A 14,078-nucleotide genomic window follows, 5' to 3' on the forward strand; every position below is an offset into this window, starting at 1 on the left:
GCCATGAATGCAGGTGTCACGCTGCGACGAGGCTGATCAAAATCGCGCCATCATTCATACATAGAGGGACGCACGGAAAAAGGCAACCTCCCCTTGGTTGATCCCCGCCGCCATTGGCGGTACAAGTGCGGGCTTGGCGGCCGCCTCGTTTCCGGACAGTTGCCCATCACCCTGCCGCCCAAGGAAATTGCTATGTTCAAACACGCCTCCCCTGCCGGGCTGAACACCCGGTGCGTGCATGCCGGCACCCAGCGCGACCCCCTGGTGGGCGCGGTCAACACCCCCATCCACGCCTCGTCCTCCTTTCTGCATCCCAACGAGAACGTCTCCCAGGTCTGCTACCCGCGCTACATGAACATCCCGGTGCAGCAGGCCGTGGCAGACAAAATGGCGGCCCTGGAAAGCGTGGGCCTGGAGGAAGACGCCGCTGCCCAAGTGCGGGCCATGCCGCTTTCCACCGGCATGGCGGCCGTCAGCGCCCCCCTGCTGGGCCTGGCCAAGGCCGGCGACCATGTGGTGTTGCAGGCGGACCTCTACGGCGGCACCCACTGGCTGACCCTGAACGAACTGCCCCGGCGCGGGGTGGATTTCACGCTGGTGGCCTCCTCGGACCCCGAAGCCATCGCCGCGGCCTGCACGCCGCGCACGCGGGTGGTCTATGTGGAATCTCCCACCAATCCCCTGCTGAAGATCGTGGATCTCGCCGCCGTGGCCGCCGTGGCCAAGGCCTGCGGAGCCGTGAGCGCCATCGACAACACCTTCGCCACGCCCATCAACCAGACGCCCCTGACCCTGGGTTTTGATGTGGTCATCCACAGCGGCACCAAGTACCTGGGCGGCCATTCCGACCTTTCCTGCGGCGTGGCGGTGGCATCCGGCGAAATCTTCGACGCCATGTTCCACTGGGCCGTGGGCGTGGGCTGCACCCTGGGCATGCACGACTGCGCCCTGCTGGAACGCAGTCTCAAGACCCTGGCCCTGCGCATGGAACGCCACAACGACAACGGCATGGCCGTGGCCGAGTTCCTGGCCCAGCATCCCCGTGTGGAGCGGGTGCACCACCCCGGCCTGTCCACGCACCCCGGGCACGACATTGCCTCCCGCCAGATGCGCGGCTTCGGGGCCATGCTCTCCTTCGAGCCGCGGCTGACCCCCGCCGAGGTGCGGGCCATGCTGGCCCGGCTCAAGGTCGTCACTCCGGCCATCAGCCTTGGCGGCGTGGAATCCCTGGTCACCCTGCCGGCGGAAACCTCCCACAACAAGATGACCCCCGAGGCCCGCCAGGCCGCCGGCATCCACGATACCCTGATCCGCCTGTCCGTGGGCATTGAGGACGCCGAAGACATCATGGCCGACCTGGACCAGGCGCTCAGCATCTAACCTTCCCGCCTTCGGGGAGCACGACGTTTTTTCGGGGACGATTGCCTTCGCAGCCGCTTGCGCGTATGGAGGGTGCATCCATGATGTCTTTCCACGGCGTGTGCTGATGTCTTTCCAGTCTTCCGCTCGCGGCTGCGAGCTCCCCCCGCTGTTCACTGCCCTGGTCGTTGACGACGATCCCGCCGTCTCGGCCACCATCAGCCACGCCCTGCGTCAGGCCGGCTTCGACACCACCACCCTGCGCCAGCACCATGACGTGCTGCGCGAGGTGGAAGGCCGTCGGTTCAACCTGGCCTTCATCGACGTCAAACCGCCCGACGCCGCCGGCCTGGAGCTGGCCGCCACCCTCAAGCAGGGTAATCTGGTGGGGGACTGCATCGTCATGGCCCAGGGTGCGCCCTTTGATACCGTGGTGCGCGCCGTGAAGCTGGGCGCCTATGACTATCTGCAAAAGCCGTTCAATCCCGCAGACCTGAAGCTCATCATCTCCCGCGTGCGCGAGCGCTGGGAACTCAAGCAGCGGGTGCGCCGGGCCGAGCTGCAGCACGCGGCCCTCATCCAGAACATTCCCCTGCTCATCTATGCCTTGAACCGGCAGCTCGATCTCTGCTTCATCAACAAGACCGTGGAAGAGATGCTCGGCTTTGCGCCGGATGACGCCATGCTCGCCCCGCGCTGGCTGGTGGAGCGCATCCATCCCCAGGATCGAGATATGGTGGTGGCGCTCTTCGAGCGCAGCTTCGAGACCGGGCAGCCCATCTCCACCCAAAGCCGGCTGCTGCACCGCCGCGGCGCTGTGGTGCACGGCATTGTGCGCACCATCCCGTACCTGGAATACGACACCCACGCCGGCCACATCCGCCGGCTGGACGGCATCTTCGTGGATCTGACGGACCGCATCCATCTGGAACAGGCCCTGGTGCAGAGCGCCCGGCTCAAGACCCTGGGCGCCATCAGCGCGGAAGTGGCCCACGAGGTGCGCAATCCCCTCATGTCCATTGCCGGGTTCGCCCGCCGGCTGGAAAAGAAGAGCCCGGACACGCCGGAGGTGGGCATCATCCTGCGCGAATCCAGGCGGCTGGAAAATCTGCTCAACCGCATTCGGGACTACCTCAAGCCCGTGCCCATTCATGCGCGGGAGGTGTCCTTGAACATCGTCCTGGCCGACGCCCATCACCACGTGGCCCCGGAAATGGAAGCCCGCCGCGTCTGGTGCGCCATGGACCTGGACGAGCAGCTGCCCCCGGCCCAGGCCGATCCCAAGCTGCTGACCCAGGTGGTTGGCGATTTGCTGCGCGGCGCGCTGCAGGCCACCCCGCCCGGCGGCACCTTCCACCTGCGCACCTACGCCGCCGCCGGCAAGGTGCATCTGGAGTGCCGGCATCCCGTGGATCCCGAACGGCCCCTCAATCCGGAAATGGTGCTGCTGCCCTTTGACGAAGGCGGCTTCAACGAAGGCCTGCCCACCGGCCACCGGGTGGTGACCTCCATGCACGGCACCATGCAGATGACCCAGGAAGGCGACGAGGTGGTGGCCACCGTGAGCCTGCTGCCCGGCGGCGAAGAGTACGACGCTGGCCACAGTCTGGCCCATGCCGCCAACGGCGATGCGGCCGAACCAGGCGCGCAGCAGCGCTGCTTTGAAGAAGAAGCGCCCGTGCTGGCCGAATCCGTCTTTGAGGACCTCTTTGCCCGCGCCCTGCGCACCGGCCGCGCCAGGGGCGAAGCCGTGTCTGTGATCCTCCTGGATCTGGACCACTTCGAGGCCTGTCTGGCGCATTACGGCCAGGCCTGGGCGCAACAGATTCTCGCGCAGGTGGCGGACGCCATAAGCGACGTGCTGAACCGCGATCCCTGCGCCATGGTCTTCCGGCATGGCCCCCAGGAACTGGCCGTGATTCTGCCCAATGCCGGTGCCGATGCCGCCATGCAGACGGCCGAAGCCTTGCGCGCCGCCGTGGCCGACCTGCGCATCCCGCGGGGCACCCCGCCCGACGCCGTGCTCACCGCCAGCCTGGGCGTGGCCGTGAGCCTGCCCGAAACTCCGCTGATCCAGGCGGACATGCTGGCCGAAGCCGGCAAGGCCCTGTTTCTGGCCAAGCAGCAGGGCCGCAACGCCGTGCGCTGCGCATTGAGTTGAGCCTCCGGGGGGATACCATTCCGGGCCTTTCCCCTCTCGCGCCCTCTTCTTCCAAAATATTTCCGGCCCTCACTCGGGCGGCAGACCCCAGATGCGACGCAGCCGGGCAAAGGCGTCCCGTAGTTCCGCCTCCTGCAACCCAAGCACGTCCAGCAACTTCCAGACGGCCCTGCTCTCGCGGATGGCCAGGCAGTCCGCATCCAGCACTCGCAGCCGGTTGCGGTGGACCCAGAACGGGAACAGCAGGCAGTGGGCCGGCCGCACATCCCGCGACAGGCTGCAGCCGTGTGCGCCCAGAAAGACGCAGGCCCCTGTGTCCGTCACGGCCAGTTGCATGTGCCGGCCGTCCAGGGGGATAAGCGTTTGGATGCGTTCGGGATCGTCAGGAAACAGACGCAGCATGGCCGCCAGAAAGGCCGGGGAGTTGGGCGCGGGCGACACGGGCGGAACCTCCAGCCCTGCGGCTGCCGCGGCCGCCTCCAGCCGGGCAATTTCCTCGTCGAACAGGGGAAACAGCATGTCCTCGTCGCCGGGTTGGACCACGCAGCACTTGGCGCAGCGGGCGCAGACATGGGGGCTTGGCAAAGCAGCGGGCGGCGGGACAACGGGGATGGACATGGCTGCTGGATAGCGCCTTGCCGCAAGCCTCGTCAACCATTCCCTGTCTGCGCGCTTGTCTGCCGGCCCGGAGGCAGGTAGAGAACTGCACATGCTTGATGAACGCGTACTGCCGGCCGCCATTCCCCTTGTGGCCATTGCCCTGGACCTGCTCCTGGGCGATCCGCCGCGTTTTCCGCATCCCGTGCGCGGGCTGGGTCTGCTGGCCCAGGGAATGGAGCGGCTGTTCCGGCCGCAATCCGCCTCGCCGCGCCTGCAGCGGGCCATGGGCCTGAGCTGTACCGTGCTGCTGATGCTCCTGGCCGCCAGCGCCGCCGGGGCGGCCGTGGTGTTTCTGCCCCTGGGCGGATTCGTGGCCCTGTACCTGGCCTATGCCGGGCTGGCCCTGGGCCAGCTGCGGCGGGAGGCCCGGCGCGTGCTCAAGTTCACCCGCGAGCAGGACGGCCTTTCCCGCACGGCCTTGCGCATGCTGGTAAGCCGGGACACCGAACACCTGACCCTGCCCCAGGTGCGCCGCACCCTGGCCGAGACTGTGAGCGAGAACACCTCCGACGGCTTCGTGGCGCCCTTTTTCTATCTGGCGCTCCTTGGTCCGCCCGGCCTGTGGGCGTACAAGGCCGCCTCCACCCTGGATTCCATGTGGGGCTACAAGACACCGCGATACCTGCATTTCGGCTGGGGTGCGGCCCGCATGGACGATCTGCTGAACCTCCTGCCGGCCCGGCTTACCGCAGTATGCATCCTGCTGGTGGCCTGGGCGCGGGGATTCCTGGGCGGCCGCAGTCCGGCCCGGCTCAAGCGTGCCTGGCAATACACCGTGCGCGATGCCCGCAAAACCTCCAGCCCCAATGCCGGCTGGCCCATGGCCGCCGCAGCCTGGGGCCTGGGGGCAGGCATGGGCGGCCCGGCCCGCTACTTTGGCCAGGAACAGATGAAGCCCTGGCTGGGACCGGCCGAGGGTGACGGGCTGGAGCCGCGCCAATGGACGCAGCAGCGCTGCGAGGCGTTGGTGGAGGTCTGCACCGCAGCCTGCCTGACGGCGGCCGTGGCGCTGCACCTGATCGTGCTCGGCTTGTTGTGGCTGGGCATCTCCTGGCTTGGCTATTTCACGGGATGATGGCACACTCCGGGCACATGGCATCGAATGTCGATGTTCGCGCCGTGGCAGCACAACTCCCGACCCCTCCAGGAGGCGACATGTTTGCAGTCATCGTGACCCTTCAAATCAAACCCGGAAAGCGTGAGCAGTTTCTGGAAGTGATGCTGGACGACGCCGTGAACTCCGTGAAGCTCGAACCCGGCTGCCTGCAGTTCAACGTGGTCCAGAGCGCGGAAGACGACCATCGTCTGCATCTGTACGAGGTCTATGCCAGCGCGGACGCCTTCGAGACGCACAAGGCCATGCCGCATTTTGCCCGCTTTGGCGCGGCCGCAGGCGAACTGCTGGTGGGCCCGCCGTCCATCACCACGGGCACGCACCTCTTCCCGGCCGACAGCGCCTGGAGCAAACAGCCGGCCGAGTAGCCCGCGCCATCCATCCATGCATCGTCCTGCATCTTCAATACGTCCAGGGGAGCCCTGCTTCGGCTGGGGCTCCCTCCTGCTTGTCTGCATCCTTGGCGGGCTGTGCTGGCTCTGCCTGACGTGGCCGGCAACCTGCGCCGCGCAGGAAGCCGCCGCGCCTCCCACGCCCTCTTCGCATACCCTGCTGGTGGGGGTGACCGAGGCCGCGCCCTTCGCCTTCAAGGATGCCACCGGCGAATGGACCGGCATTGCCGTGGAACTCTGGCGCGACATCATGGCCCATCGCCAGCAGCCGTTCACCCTGCAGGAGATGGATCTGCACGCCCTGTTGCAGGCCCTGGAGCAAGGCAGCATCGACGCTGCAGTCACGGCCCTGTCCATCACCTCCAGCCGCGAACAGCACATGGACTTCTCCACCCCGTATTTCGATACGGATCTGGCCATCGCCGTGCCCCGGCAGGCATCGTCCGGGGTGTTCCTGAATGTGTTGGAGGAAATTTTTTCCCTTGATTTTCTGGTGTATGTCGGGATGATGCTGCTGTGTGCCCTGGTGGCGGGGTGCCTTGTCTGGCTGCTGGAACGGCGGGTGAACCCCGAGCAGTTCCGGCACGGTGCGGCCGGCGTGTTCGACGGCATCTGGTGGGCCAGCGTGACCATGACCACCGTGGGCTACGGCGATGCCGCGCCAAAATCCCTCCCGGCCCGCATGGTGGCGCTGTTCTGGATGTTCAGCTGCGTCATCCTGGTTACGGTGTTCACGGCCAGCATCACCACCACCCTCACCGTGAACCGCATTGGCTCCAGGGTGAACAGCGTGGCCGACCTGGCTGCGGTGCACGCCGGGTGTCTGGCCGATTCCATGGGCGAGGAGTTGTTGCAGCATCTTCGCGTGCAGCCGCACCGGTATCAGACCCTGGAAGCCGCACTGGCGGATCTGCAGTCCGGCATGCTGGACGCCCTGGTGCATGACCGGCCGCTGCTGCAATACGCCCTGCTGCGGGGATGGGCCAAGCAGGTCGTCATCCTGCCCACCGTAGTGGAGAACGACAACTACGGCTTCGCCTTCCCGGCGCACAGCCCCCTGCGCAAGCGGGTGAACGTGGAGCTGCTGCGGTTGCGGGCCAACCGGACGTACTGGGAAAATCTCACCGCAAAATTTCTGGGGACGTAACGTCGCCGGGAGACTCAGGCCTTTTCGTGCACGATGGCGCCGCTGCGGGCTTCCGCCATGTCGCCCGTGGCTGCCGCCTGCGTTGCGGATGGCGGGGCCGCCGCCTGCTGCTGGGCAGCGCGCAATTCGTCCCGCTGCTGCTGCACGTACTCAGGCGGGGTGCCCAGGGCGGCAGCATCCGGCGGCAGCAGGCCGAGTTTTTTGCGTCCCTCGTACCAGGTGGCCATATCGTGCAGGTCCTTGCCCACACTGGACTGGGAATAACGGGTCCATTCCTTGATGGCGGCCCATGCGTCGTCACGCGAAAAAACAGACATGGCCATCCTCCTGCAAGGCGAAGATAGCAGCGCCGTTCAGGCTTTGTAACTGGCCAGACGTCCGGTGTCCGCCTCGATGAGGGGCGTGACGGTCACGGACTGCGGCTGCTCGATGTTGGCCAGCCCCAGGGCATTCATTTTGTTAAACTGGCCGGCCAACTGCCGCTGCAGGGTGGACGTGAAGGAATGGGAAATCTCCGAAAGCCGGGAGATGGCCTCCCACTGTTGCGCCTGGGTCCACGGCATATGCGCCTCCATGGTGCGCGCGGCCACGCCGCGTCAGGAAAGACTTACTTCCACCGTCAAGTCACCAAAGGGCGTGTTGAAGGGGATGCCGATCACCGGCCCGCTGGTGGGATGCACCACCGTGTGCCCCTTGCCGTGCAGGACCTTGGGGATGCCTGCATGGAATTTCATGCCCTGGGTGGCCAGACCTTTACGGGCCTGCCCGGAAATCATGTTGGTCAATTCGCCCACACCGTCGTACACGTCCGGCCCCATCTCGCGGATGGATTCGTTGAGCATGTTGCCCACGATCACCTTGGCGCAGTCCTCTGGAAACGTCAAGGCAATGGAGCCGTTGGAGTATCCGCTTACGGAAATGATGCCCGAGACCTCGCCGCGGGCAAAGGTGGATTCCTTGAGAAACGGCCGCCCCGGCGTGGGCACCACCTGAGCCATGGTGGTGAGTACGTCGATGACCGCCTGCAAAAAGGGGTTGATAAAGTCCACGTCAAAAGTACGTTTGCGCATCCTGGCGGCAGACGCTTGACGGGACGGGGAGTTGGGCGCACCTTGGGCCATGACGGCTCACCATGCTGGAGGTTAGGATGTGAGTTGGACAAGGCCCCTTGCTGGTATCCTTCCAGGTGCATACTAGATATTCCCTAATCTGCGGTCAAGCAGGGGCCGGCCGTGCAGTACGTGAAAATATCAGGAGCAGTGCGCATGTCTCAAAACCACCACAGCGTGCGGCTGGCCGTGCAGGGGATGACCTGCGGCGCCTGTTCCGCCAGGGTGCAGCGGGTGGCCTCCATGCAGGCGGGGGTGACCGGAGCGGATGTGTCCTTGCCGGCAGCCAGTGCGGAAATTGTGCTGGACTCCTCGCTGGACGAAGCCGCCCGCGGCCAGGCCGTGGAAGCCGTGCTGCAGGCTATTGCCAACGCAGGATTTTCCGCCACCGTGACCTCTCGTCAGGCTGATGGCCGGGCCCTGTGGGAGGCGCGGCAGCAGGAGCTGGCCCAGGAACTGAACGGGTGGCGGCGGCGGCTGATCCCGGCCTTTGCCTTCACCATCCCGCTGTTCATCCTTTCCATGGGGGAGATGGTGGGCCTGCCCTTGCCGGCATTTCTTTCCCCGCATCATCACCCCCTGCATTTCGCCCTGGCCCAGCTGGCCCTGGTGTTGCCCGTGGTCTGGACCGGGCGGCAGTATTACGTTTCCGGTGTCACAAAACTGCTGGGCAAGGCGCCGAACATGGATTCCCTCATCGCCCTGGGCACGGGGGCGGCGGTGATCTATTCCTGCTGGAACACACTGGAAATCGCCCTGGGCGTGGACCCCATGCAGCGGGCCATGGATCTGTACTTCGAAGGCGCGGCGGTCATCATTACGCTGGTGTCTCTGGGCAAATATTTCGAGCTGCGCTCGCGCATCCGCACGTCCTCGGCCATCAAGGCCCTGCTGCAGCTCACGCCGGAGCAGGCCACCCGCGTGGCGGCCGGACCAGAAGAAGACGCCCGGACCACCGCGGCCACCGAACTCGTGCCCGTGGAACAGGTGCGGCCCGGCGATGTGCTGCTGGTGAAAAGCGGCGAGCGCGTGCCCGTGGATGGCGAGATTGTGGCCGGCGAAGCCGCCCTGGACGAAAGCATGCTCACCGGCGAAAGCCTGCCCGTGACCAAAGGCGTGGGCGATGCCGTGGCCGGCGGCACCGTGAGCGTGCAGGGCAGCCTGCGCATGCGGGCCACCCGCGTGGGCGAGGAGACGGTGCTGGCGCGCATCATCGCCCTGGTGCAGGAGGCGCAAGGCTCCCGCGCCCCGGTGGCCAATCTGGCGGATCGCATCTCCCTGTATTTCGTGCCCATCGTCATGGGCATCGCCCTGGTGTCGGGACTGGCCTGGCTGGCAGCCGGAGAACCTTTCAGCGTGGCGTTGCGCATCTGCATCAGTGTGCTGGTCATCGCCTGCCCCTGCGCCATGGGCCTGGCCACGCCCACCTCCATCATGGTGGCCACGGGCCGCGGGGCCCAGCTGGGCGTGCTGTTCAAAAACGGGTTGGCCCTGGAGCAGACCGGCCGCCTGGGCGTGCTGGTGCTGGACAAGACCGGCACCCTGACCCAGGGCCGGCCGCAGGTGATGGAGATCCTTCCCCTTGCCGGCCTGGACAAATCCGCCTGCCTGACCCTGGCCGCCGCTGCCGAGACCTCGTCCGAACATCCCCTGGCCCGGGCCATTGTCCGCGCGGCCCAGGAGCAGGGCTTGTCCCTGCCGGCGGCAACCACCTTCCAGACTGTCACCGGCAAAGGGGTGACGGCCATGATCCAGACCGGCGACGGCGCGCGGGAAGTGCGCATCGGCTCCCCCCAGTACATCCGCGATGCCGGGCTGTCCCTGGAGGATGAGGCCCTGTTGGATGCCCAGGCCGAAGCCGGTCGCACGCCGCTGCTGCTGGCCGTGGATGGCCGGCTGGCGGCGGTGCTGGCCCTGGCCGACGCCCTCAGGCCCGAGGCCCGCGAAGTGTTGGACTGGCTGCGCAATCACGGCGTGCGTCCGGTGATGCTCACCGGCGATGCCCGGCGCACGGCCCTGGCCGTGGCCCGGGAGTTGGGCCTGCCCGAGGCGGACGTGATGGCCGAAGTTTTGCCCGAGGGCAAGGCGGCGGCCGTGGCGCAATGGAAACAGGGCGGCCGGCTGGTAGGCATGGTGGGCGACGGCGTGAACGATGCCCCGGCCCTGGCCACGGCCGACGTGGGCCTGGCCATGGGATCAGGGGTGGATGTGGCCGTGGAAACCGGGGATGTGGTGCTGCTGGGAGCCGGCGGCTCCGGCGGCCTGCGCAGCCTGATCACGGCCCTGCGGCTCTCCCGGGCCACGCGGCGCAACATCCTGCAGAATCTGGGATGGGCCTTCGGCTACAATATCCTGGGCATCCCCGTGGCGGCCGGACTGCTGCACGCCTTCGGCGGACCAACCCTGAGCCCCATGCTCGCCGGCGCAGCCATGGCCCTGAGCTCCGTAAGCGTCGTGGGCAATGCGCTGCGGCTCCGCTGGGCGCGCTAGGGCATTTTATCTTTGAGAAGAGTTCCTGGGGGAACCCCTTTCTNGGGGAGAGCGCGAGAGGGGAAGAACCTTTCCAAAGACTTTTTCTATTATGACTCCAGCGAATCAGGCAATCCTTCCACAAAGGCCCTGATTTCATCGCGCACCCGGCGGTAGGGGGCCATCGCGGCTTCTTCGGTGGGGGCGTCCCTGGCAATCTCGGCGGCCAGGGCAGGCGGATCGTCGAAGCCCATGTGCAGCTTTCTGGCCGGGCCAAAGACCGTGGGGCAGCTCTCGTTGGCGTGGCCGCAGAGGGTGATGATCCAGTCGAAGTCCAGGCCGGGCAGGTCATCGATGGTCTTGGAGGTCTGCCCGGAAATATCCACCCCGGCCTCGGCCATGGCCTGCACGGCCCGGGGGTTCATGCCATGGCGGACGATGCCGGCGGAGGCGACGTCGAGTTCCTCGCCCTTCAAGGCCCTGGCCCACCCCTCGGCCATCTGGCTGCGGCAGGAATTCCCGGTGCACAAGAACAATATTCGTAACTTGCTCATTATTCTTCCTTCTTCACCACTGGTGGGCGTGCGGGGGGAACTCAGCCCCCCGCATTCATCCCGTTTCTTTCTTCTTCCTACTTCCCCGTCTTGCAACTCACGTGGCACACGCCGGCCGGGGTCTGGATGGCGTTGGGGAAGTATTTCCGACGGATGTAAAACGCCACGTGCACCAGGGCAATGAGCACCGGCACTTCCACCAGTGGCCCGATGACCGCGGCGAAGGCCACCCCGGAATCGATGCCAAAGACGGCAATGGCCACGGCAATGGCCAGCTCGAAGTTGTTGGACGCCGCGGTGAAGGACAGGGTGGCAGATTGCTCGTAGTTGGCCCCGGCCTTCCAGGACATCCAGAAAGAAGCCAGGAACATCACCACAAAGTACACGCACAGCGGAATGGCGATGCGCAGCACGTCGAAGGGCAGCTCCACTATCTTGTCACCCTTGAACGAGAACATCACCACGATGGTGAACAGCAGGAAAATGAGGGTAAACGGACTGATGCGCGGGATGAATTCCTGCTCGTACCAGTCCTTGCCGCGCTTCTTCAGTCCCCAGATGCGCGTCACCACGCCGGCGATGAACGGGATGCCCAGGTAAATGAACACCGACGTGGCCACCTGCCCCGTGGAGATGTTCACGATTTCAGACTTCAACCCGATGGCCCCCGGCAGCACGGTGATGAAGAACCAGGCATAGGCCGTGAAAAACAGCACCTGGAAAATGGAGTTGAAGGCCACCAGACCGGCGCAATAGTCGCAGTCGCCCTCGGCCAGGTCGTTCCAGACGATGACCATGGCGATGCACCGCGCCAGACCGATGAGAATCAACCCCACCATGTACTCGTGATGGCCGGACAAAAAGGCGATGGCCAGCAGGAACATCAGGATCGGCCCGACAATCCAGTTCTGGAGCAGGGACAATCCCAAAATCTTCACATCCTTGAAGACTTTCGGCAACTCCTCGTAGCGCACCTTGGCCAGGGGCGGGTACATCATGACGATGAGCCCGATGGCGATGGGAATGTTCGTGGTGCCGATGGAAAAAAAGTTGATGACGTCCTTGATCCACGGCATCAGCCAGCCTGCGCCCACGCCCAGGGCCATGGCCAGAAAGATCCACAGGGTCAGGAAGCGGTCCAGAAAGGACAAGGATTTTTGCGCAGCCATGACGGCCTCCACTCGCGAATTGTCCGGATATACGCTTGGTCAAATGACCAAACAACGCTATCCATAGTGGAACAGTCGCAAATGCGTCAAGGCTTGTTCTGTGACGATTCACGCATCGTCATGACGATTTGATGCCGCCAGCGATGCAGCACACCCACGCGGCGGCCAGGAAACCACCCTGCCGCCGGCGTGGTGTACCGGTCAAAGCGTCGTATCGGCGCACTCCCGCGTGGCCTCGAAGCGGATGGCGGTCCACTTTTCGATGGTCCGTTCCATCATCCACTGGCTGGTGAACATCATCACCCGGTACCCGGCGGCATCGGTGACCATGGCCATGGGTTCCTCCCGGGCCAGCTTGTCCAGCGGCTCCTTGCTCTCGGCAAACAGCCAGCGGGCGGCGTTGTATTTGGTCCCCACCAGTTCCACTTCCACATCGTACTCCGAGGCCAGCCGTTCGGCGATGACCTCGAACTGCAGCGCGCCCACCGCGCCCAGGAGCACGCCGCCGCCGGTCACGGGGCGGAAGAACTGGATGGCGCCCTCCTCGGAAAGCTGCGCCAGACCCTTTTCCAGCTGTTTGGCCTTGAAGGGATTTCTGATCTGCACCCGCCGGAAATGCTCCGGGGCAAAGTGCGGAATGCCCAGGAACCTGAGGGGTTCCCCGGCGGTCAGGGAGTCGCCCACGTTCAGGGTGCCGTGGTTGGGAATGCCGATGATGTCTCCGGGCCAGGCCTCCTCCACGCCGCTGCGCTCCTGGGCCATGAACAGGATGGCATTGGAGGCCTTGAAGTCCTTGCCCAGACGGTGATGCCGCAGCTTCATGCCCCGGCTGAAGCGGCCGGAACAGATGCGCACAAAGGCCACACGGTCGCGATGGGCGGCGTCCATGTTCGCCTGGATCTTGAAGACCACGCCCGAGAACTGCTCCTCCAGGGGCGAGACGTCCCGCACATCGGCCCGGCGGGGGCGAGGCGCGGGGGCGAGGTCCGCCACGGCTTCCAGCAGTTCCTTGACCCCGAAATTGTTGATGGCGCTGCCGAAGAAGACCGGTGTCTGCTTGCCGGAAAGGTAGCGGTCCATATCAAAGGGGTAGCCGGCGCCGTCGAGCAGTTCCACATCGCGGCGCAACTCCCCGGCGGCGGTGTCGCCCAGCAATTCGTCCAGGGCCGGGTCGTCCAGTCCCTGGAGCACCACGGCTTCCCTGGGGCGGGCGTCGCGTCCCGTCTGGCCTTCCTGGCCGGCAAAAAAGCGCAGACGGGCCTGGCGCAGATCGTACACGCCCTTGAACAGCTTGCCCATGCCGATGGGCCAGGACAGGGGCGCGGCCTCAATGCCCAGGCTTTGTTCGATGTCGTCAAGAAGTTCGAAGGGGGAACGGCCGTCGCGGTCGAGCTTGTTGATGAAGGTGATGATGGGCGTATCGCGCAGGCGGCAGACATCCATGAGCTTCTTGGTCTGCGCTTCCACGCCCTTGACGCTGTCGATGACCATCAGGGCCGAGTCCACGGCTGTGAGCACGCGGTAGGTGTCTTCGGAGAAGTCCTGGTGCCCCGGGGTGTCCAGCAGGTTGATGGCGCAGCCGTTGAAGTCGAAGTTCATGACCGAGGACGTTACGGAAATGCCGCGCTCGCGCTCGATGGCCATCCAGTCCGACGTGGCGTGGCGGCCGGCCTTTTTGGCCTTGATGGCCCCGGCCATGGCGATGGCGCCGCCGAAGAGCAGGAGCTTTTCCGTAAGCGTGGTCTTGCCGGCGTCAGGGTGGCTGATGATGGCAAAGGTGCGGCGGCGGGCCGTTTCCCGCTTCAGTTCCGCCAGAAGAGATTGATTCTGCATGAGTATGGATCGCCTTGGAAACACCCTGGCGTTGCGCGCGCGGCCGACGCGATGCGCCTGCTTTTTCAGGGGAAGAAGATTGAGTCCTGCCCCACGTCAACCGTCCGGTAT

The 14,078-nt window shown here is 65.5% G+C and carries 13 protein-coding genes; 6 read left to right on the plus strand and 7 right to left on the minus strand.

Translation table 11 applies throughout. The annotated features are described in order from the left end of the window. Positions 1–93: 93 nt before the first annotated feature. Together DGI_RS13750 and DGI_RS17460 are read left to right on the plus strand one after the other, a co-directional pair. A complete protein-coding gene (locus tag DGI_RS13750; protein ID WP_235619903.1) occupies positions 94–1,380 on the plus strand; it encodes a trans-sulfuration enzyme family protein in 1,287 nt (428 codons plus the stop codon). Between the two features lie 106 nt (positions 1,381–1,486). After that, on the plus strand, positions 1,487–3,520 hold the full coding sequence (locus DGI_RS17460; RefSeq protein ID WP_021761763.1) for a diguanylate cyclase domain-containing protein: 2,034 nt from the start codon (positions 1,487–1,489) through the stop codon (positions 3,518–3,520). 69 nt (positions 3,521–3,589) lie between these two features. Here the strand turns inward: DGI_RS17460 and DGI_RS13760 are convergent, their stop codons facing one another. Further along, on the minus strand, positions 3,590–4,138 hold the full coding sequence (locus DGI_RS13760) for a YkgJ family cysteine cluster protein (RefSeq protein ID WP_051286266.1): 549 nt from the start codon (positions 4,136–4,138) through the stop codon (positions 3,590–3,592). A 91-nt stretch (positions 4,139–4,229) separates the two neighbouring features. On the opposite strand from DGI_RS13760, the gene cbiB reads away from it, so the two are divergent. From cbiB to DGI_RS13775, 3 genes are all read left to right on the plus strand, one after another. Beyond that, positions 4,230–5,255: an adenosylcobinamide-phosphate synthase CbiB gene (gene cbiB / locus DGI_RS13765; protein WP_021761765.1), complete on the plus strand. Its 1,026-nt coding sequence runs from the start codon at positions 4,230–4,232 to the stop codon at positions 5,253–5,255. An 80-nt stretch (positions 5,256–5,335) separates the two neighbouring features. Continuing rightward, positions 5,336–5,662, plus strand: a complete 327-nt coding sequence (locus tag DGI_RS18840) for a putative quinol monooxygenase (RefSeq protein WP_021761766.1) — start codon at positions 5,336–5,338, stop codon at positions 5,660–5,662. Positions 5,663–5,678: 16 nt separating this feature from the next. Continuing rightward, positions 5,679–6,833: a transporter substrate-binding domain-containing protein gene (locus DGI_RS13775; protein WP_021761767.1), complete on the plus strand. Its 1,155-nt coding sequence runs from the start codon at positions 5,679–5,681 to the stop codon at positions 6,831–6,833. 14 nt (positions 6,834–6,847) lie between these two features. Here DGI_RS13775 and DGI_RS13780 read toward each other — a convergent pair whose 3' ends face one another. Genes DGI_RS13780 through DGI_RS13790 form a run of 3 tightly spaced genes read right to left on the minus strand, consistent with a single transcriptional unit; the run spans position 6,848 to position 7,903 of the window. After that, positions 6,848–7,150 (minus strand): hypothetical protein, encoded by a 303-nt coding sequence (locus DGI_RS13780; RefSeq protein WP_021761768.1) that lies wholly within the window; start codon positions 7,148–7,150, stop codon positions 6,848–6,850. A 36-nt stretch (positions 7,151–7,186) separates the two neighbouring features. Further along, entirely contained in the window at positions 7,187–7,396 is a 210-nt protein-coding gene (locus DGI_RS13785) for a hypothetical protein (RefSeq protein ID WP_021761769.1), read from the minus strand. Positions 7,397–7,429: 33 nt separating this feature from the next. Then, positions 7,430–7,903 carry a chemotaxis protein CheX gene (locus DGI_RS13790; protein ID WP_021761770.1) on the minus strand — a complete coding sequence of 158 codons (474 nt, stop codon included), beginning with the start codon at positions 7,901–7,903 and terminating at the stop codon, positions 7,430–7,432. A 195-nt stretch (positions 7,904–8,098) separates the two neighbouring features. On the opposite strand from DGI_RS13790, the gene DGI_RS13795 reads away from it, so the two are divergent. Continuing rightward, the gene (locus DGI_RS13795; RefSeq protein WP_021761771.1) at positions 8,099–10,432 is read left to right on the plus strand and encodes a heavy metal translocating P-type ATPase; all 2,334 of its coding nucleotides are present in this window, start codon (positions 8,099–8,101) and stop codon (positions 10,430–10,432) included. Positions 10,433–10,521: 89 nt separating this feature from the next. On the opposite strand, the gene DGI_RS13800 is transcribed toward DGI_RS13795, so the two are convergent. From DGI_RS13800 to DGI_RS13810, 3 genes are all read right to left on the minus strand, one after another. Further along, on the minus strand, positions 10,522–10,965 hold the full coding sequence (locus DGI_RS13800; protein ID WP_021761772.1) for an arsenate reductase ArsC: 444 nt from the start codon (positions 10,963–10,965) through the stop codon (positions 10,522–10,524). Positions 10,966–11,042: 77 nt separating this feature from the next. Continuing rightward, positions 11,043–12,134: an ACR3 family arsenite efflux transporter gene (gene arsB, locus DGI_RS13805; protein ID WP_021761773.1), complete on the minus strand. Its 1,092-nt coding sequence runs from the start codon at positions 12,132–12,134 to the stop codon at positions 11,043–11,045. Positions 12,135–12,335: 201 nt separating this feature from the next. Next, the gene (locus tag DGI_RS13810; protein ID WP_021761774.1) at positions 12,336–13,967 is read right to left on the minus strand and encodes a peptide chain release factor 3; all 1,632 of its coding nucleotides are present in this window, start codon (positions 13,965–13,967) and stop codon (positions 12,336–12,338) included. Between the last annotated feature and the right edge of the window lie 111 nt (positions 13,968–14,078).

This window comes from Megalodesulfovibrio gigas DSM 1382 = ATCC 19364, assembly GCF_000468495.1.
Lineage (GTDB): Bacteria > Desulfobacterota > Desulfovibrionia > Desulfovibrionales > Desulfovibrionaceae > Megalodesulfovibrio > Megalodesulfovibrio gigas.

Bases quoted from the DNA above. Each gene is read 5' to 3' on its own strand.
- DGI_RS17460 (WP_021761763.1), top strand. From the start codon at position 1,487: ATGTCTTTCCAGTCTTCCGCTCGCGGCTGCGAGCTCCCCCCGCTGTTC.
- DGI_RS13760 (WP_051286266.1), bottom strand. From the start codon at position 4,138: ATGTCCATCCCCGTTGTCCCGCCGCCCGCTGCTTTGCCAAGCCCCCAT.
- cbiB (WP_021761765.1), top strand. From the start codon at position 4,230: ATGCTTGATGAACGCGTACTGCCGGCCGCCATTCCCCTTGTGGCCATT.
- DGI_RS18840 (WP_021761766.1), top strand. From the start codon at position 5,336: ATGTTTGCAGTCATCGTGACCCTTCAAATCAAACCCGGAAAGCGTGAG.
- DGI_RS13775 (WP_021761767.1), top strand. From the start codon at position 5,679: ATGCATCGTCCTGCATCTTCAATACGTCCAGGGGAGCCCTGCTTCGGC.
- DGI_RS13780 (WP_021761768.1), bottom strand. From the start codon at position 7,150: ATGTCTGTTTTTTCGCGTGACGACGCATGGGCCGCCATCAAGGAATGG.
- DGI_RS13785 (WP_021761769.1), bottom strand. From the start codon at position 7,396: ATGCCGTGGACCCAGGCGCAACAGTGGGAGGCCATCTCCCGGCTTTCG.
- DGI_RS13790 (WP_021761770.1), bottom strand. From the start codon at position 7,903: ATGCGCAAACGTACTTTTGACGTGGACTTTATCAACCCCTTTTTGCAG.
- DGI_RS13795 (WP_021761771.1), top strand. From the start codon at position 8,099: ATGTCTCAAAACCACCACAGCGTGCGGCTGGCCGTGCAGGGGATGACC.
- DGI_RS13800 (WP_021761772.1), bottom strand. From the start codon at position 10,965: ATGAGCAAGTTACGAATATTGTTCTTGTGCACCGGGAATTCCTGCCGC.
- arsB (WP_021761773.1), bottom strand. From the start codon at position 12,134: ATGGCTGCGCAAAAATCCTTGTCCTTTCTGGACCGCTTCCTGACCCTG.
- DGI_RS13810 (WP_021761774.1), bottom strand. From the start codon at position 13,967: ATGCAGAATCAATCTCTTCTGGCGGAACTGAAGCGGGAAACGGCCCGC.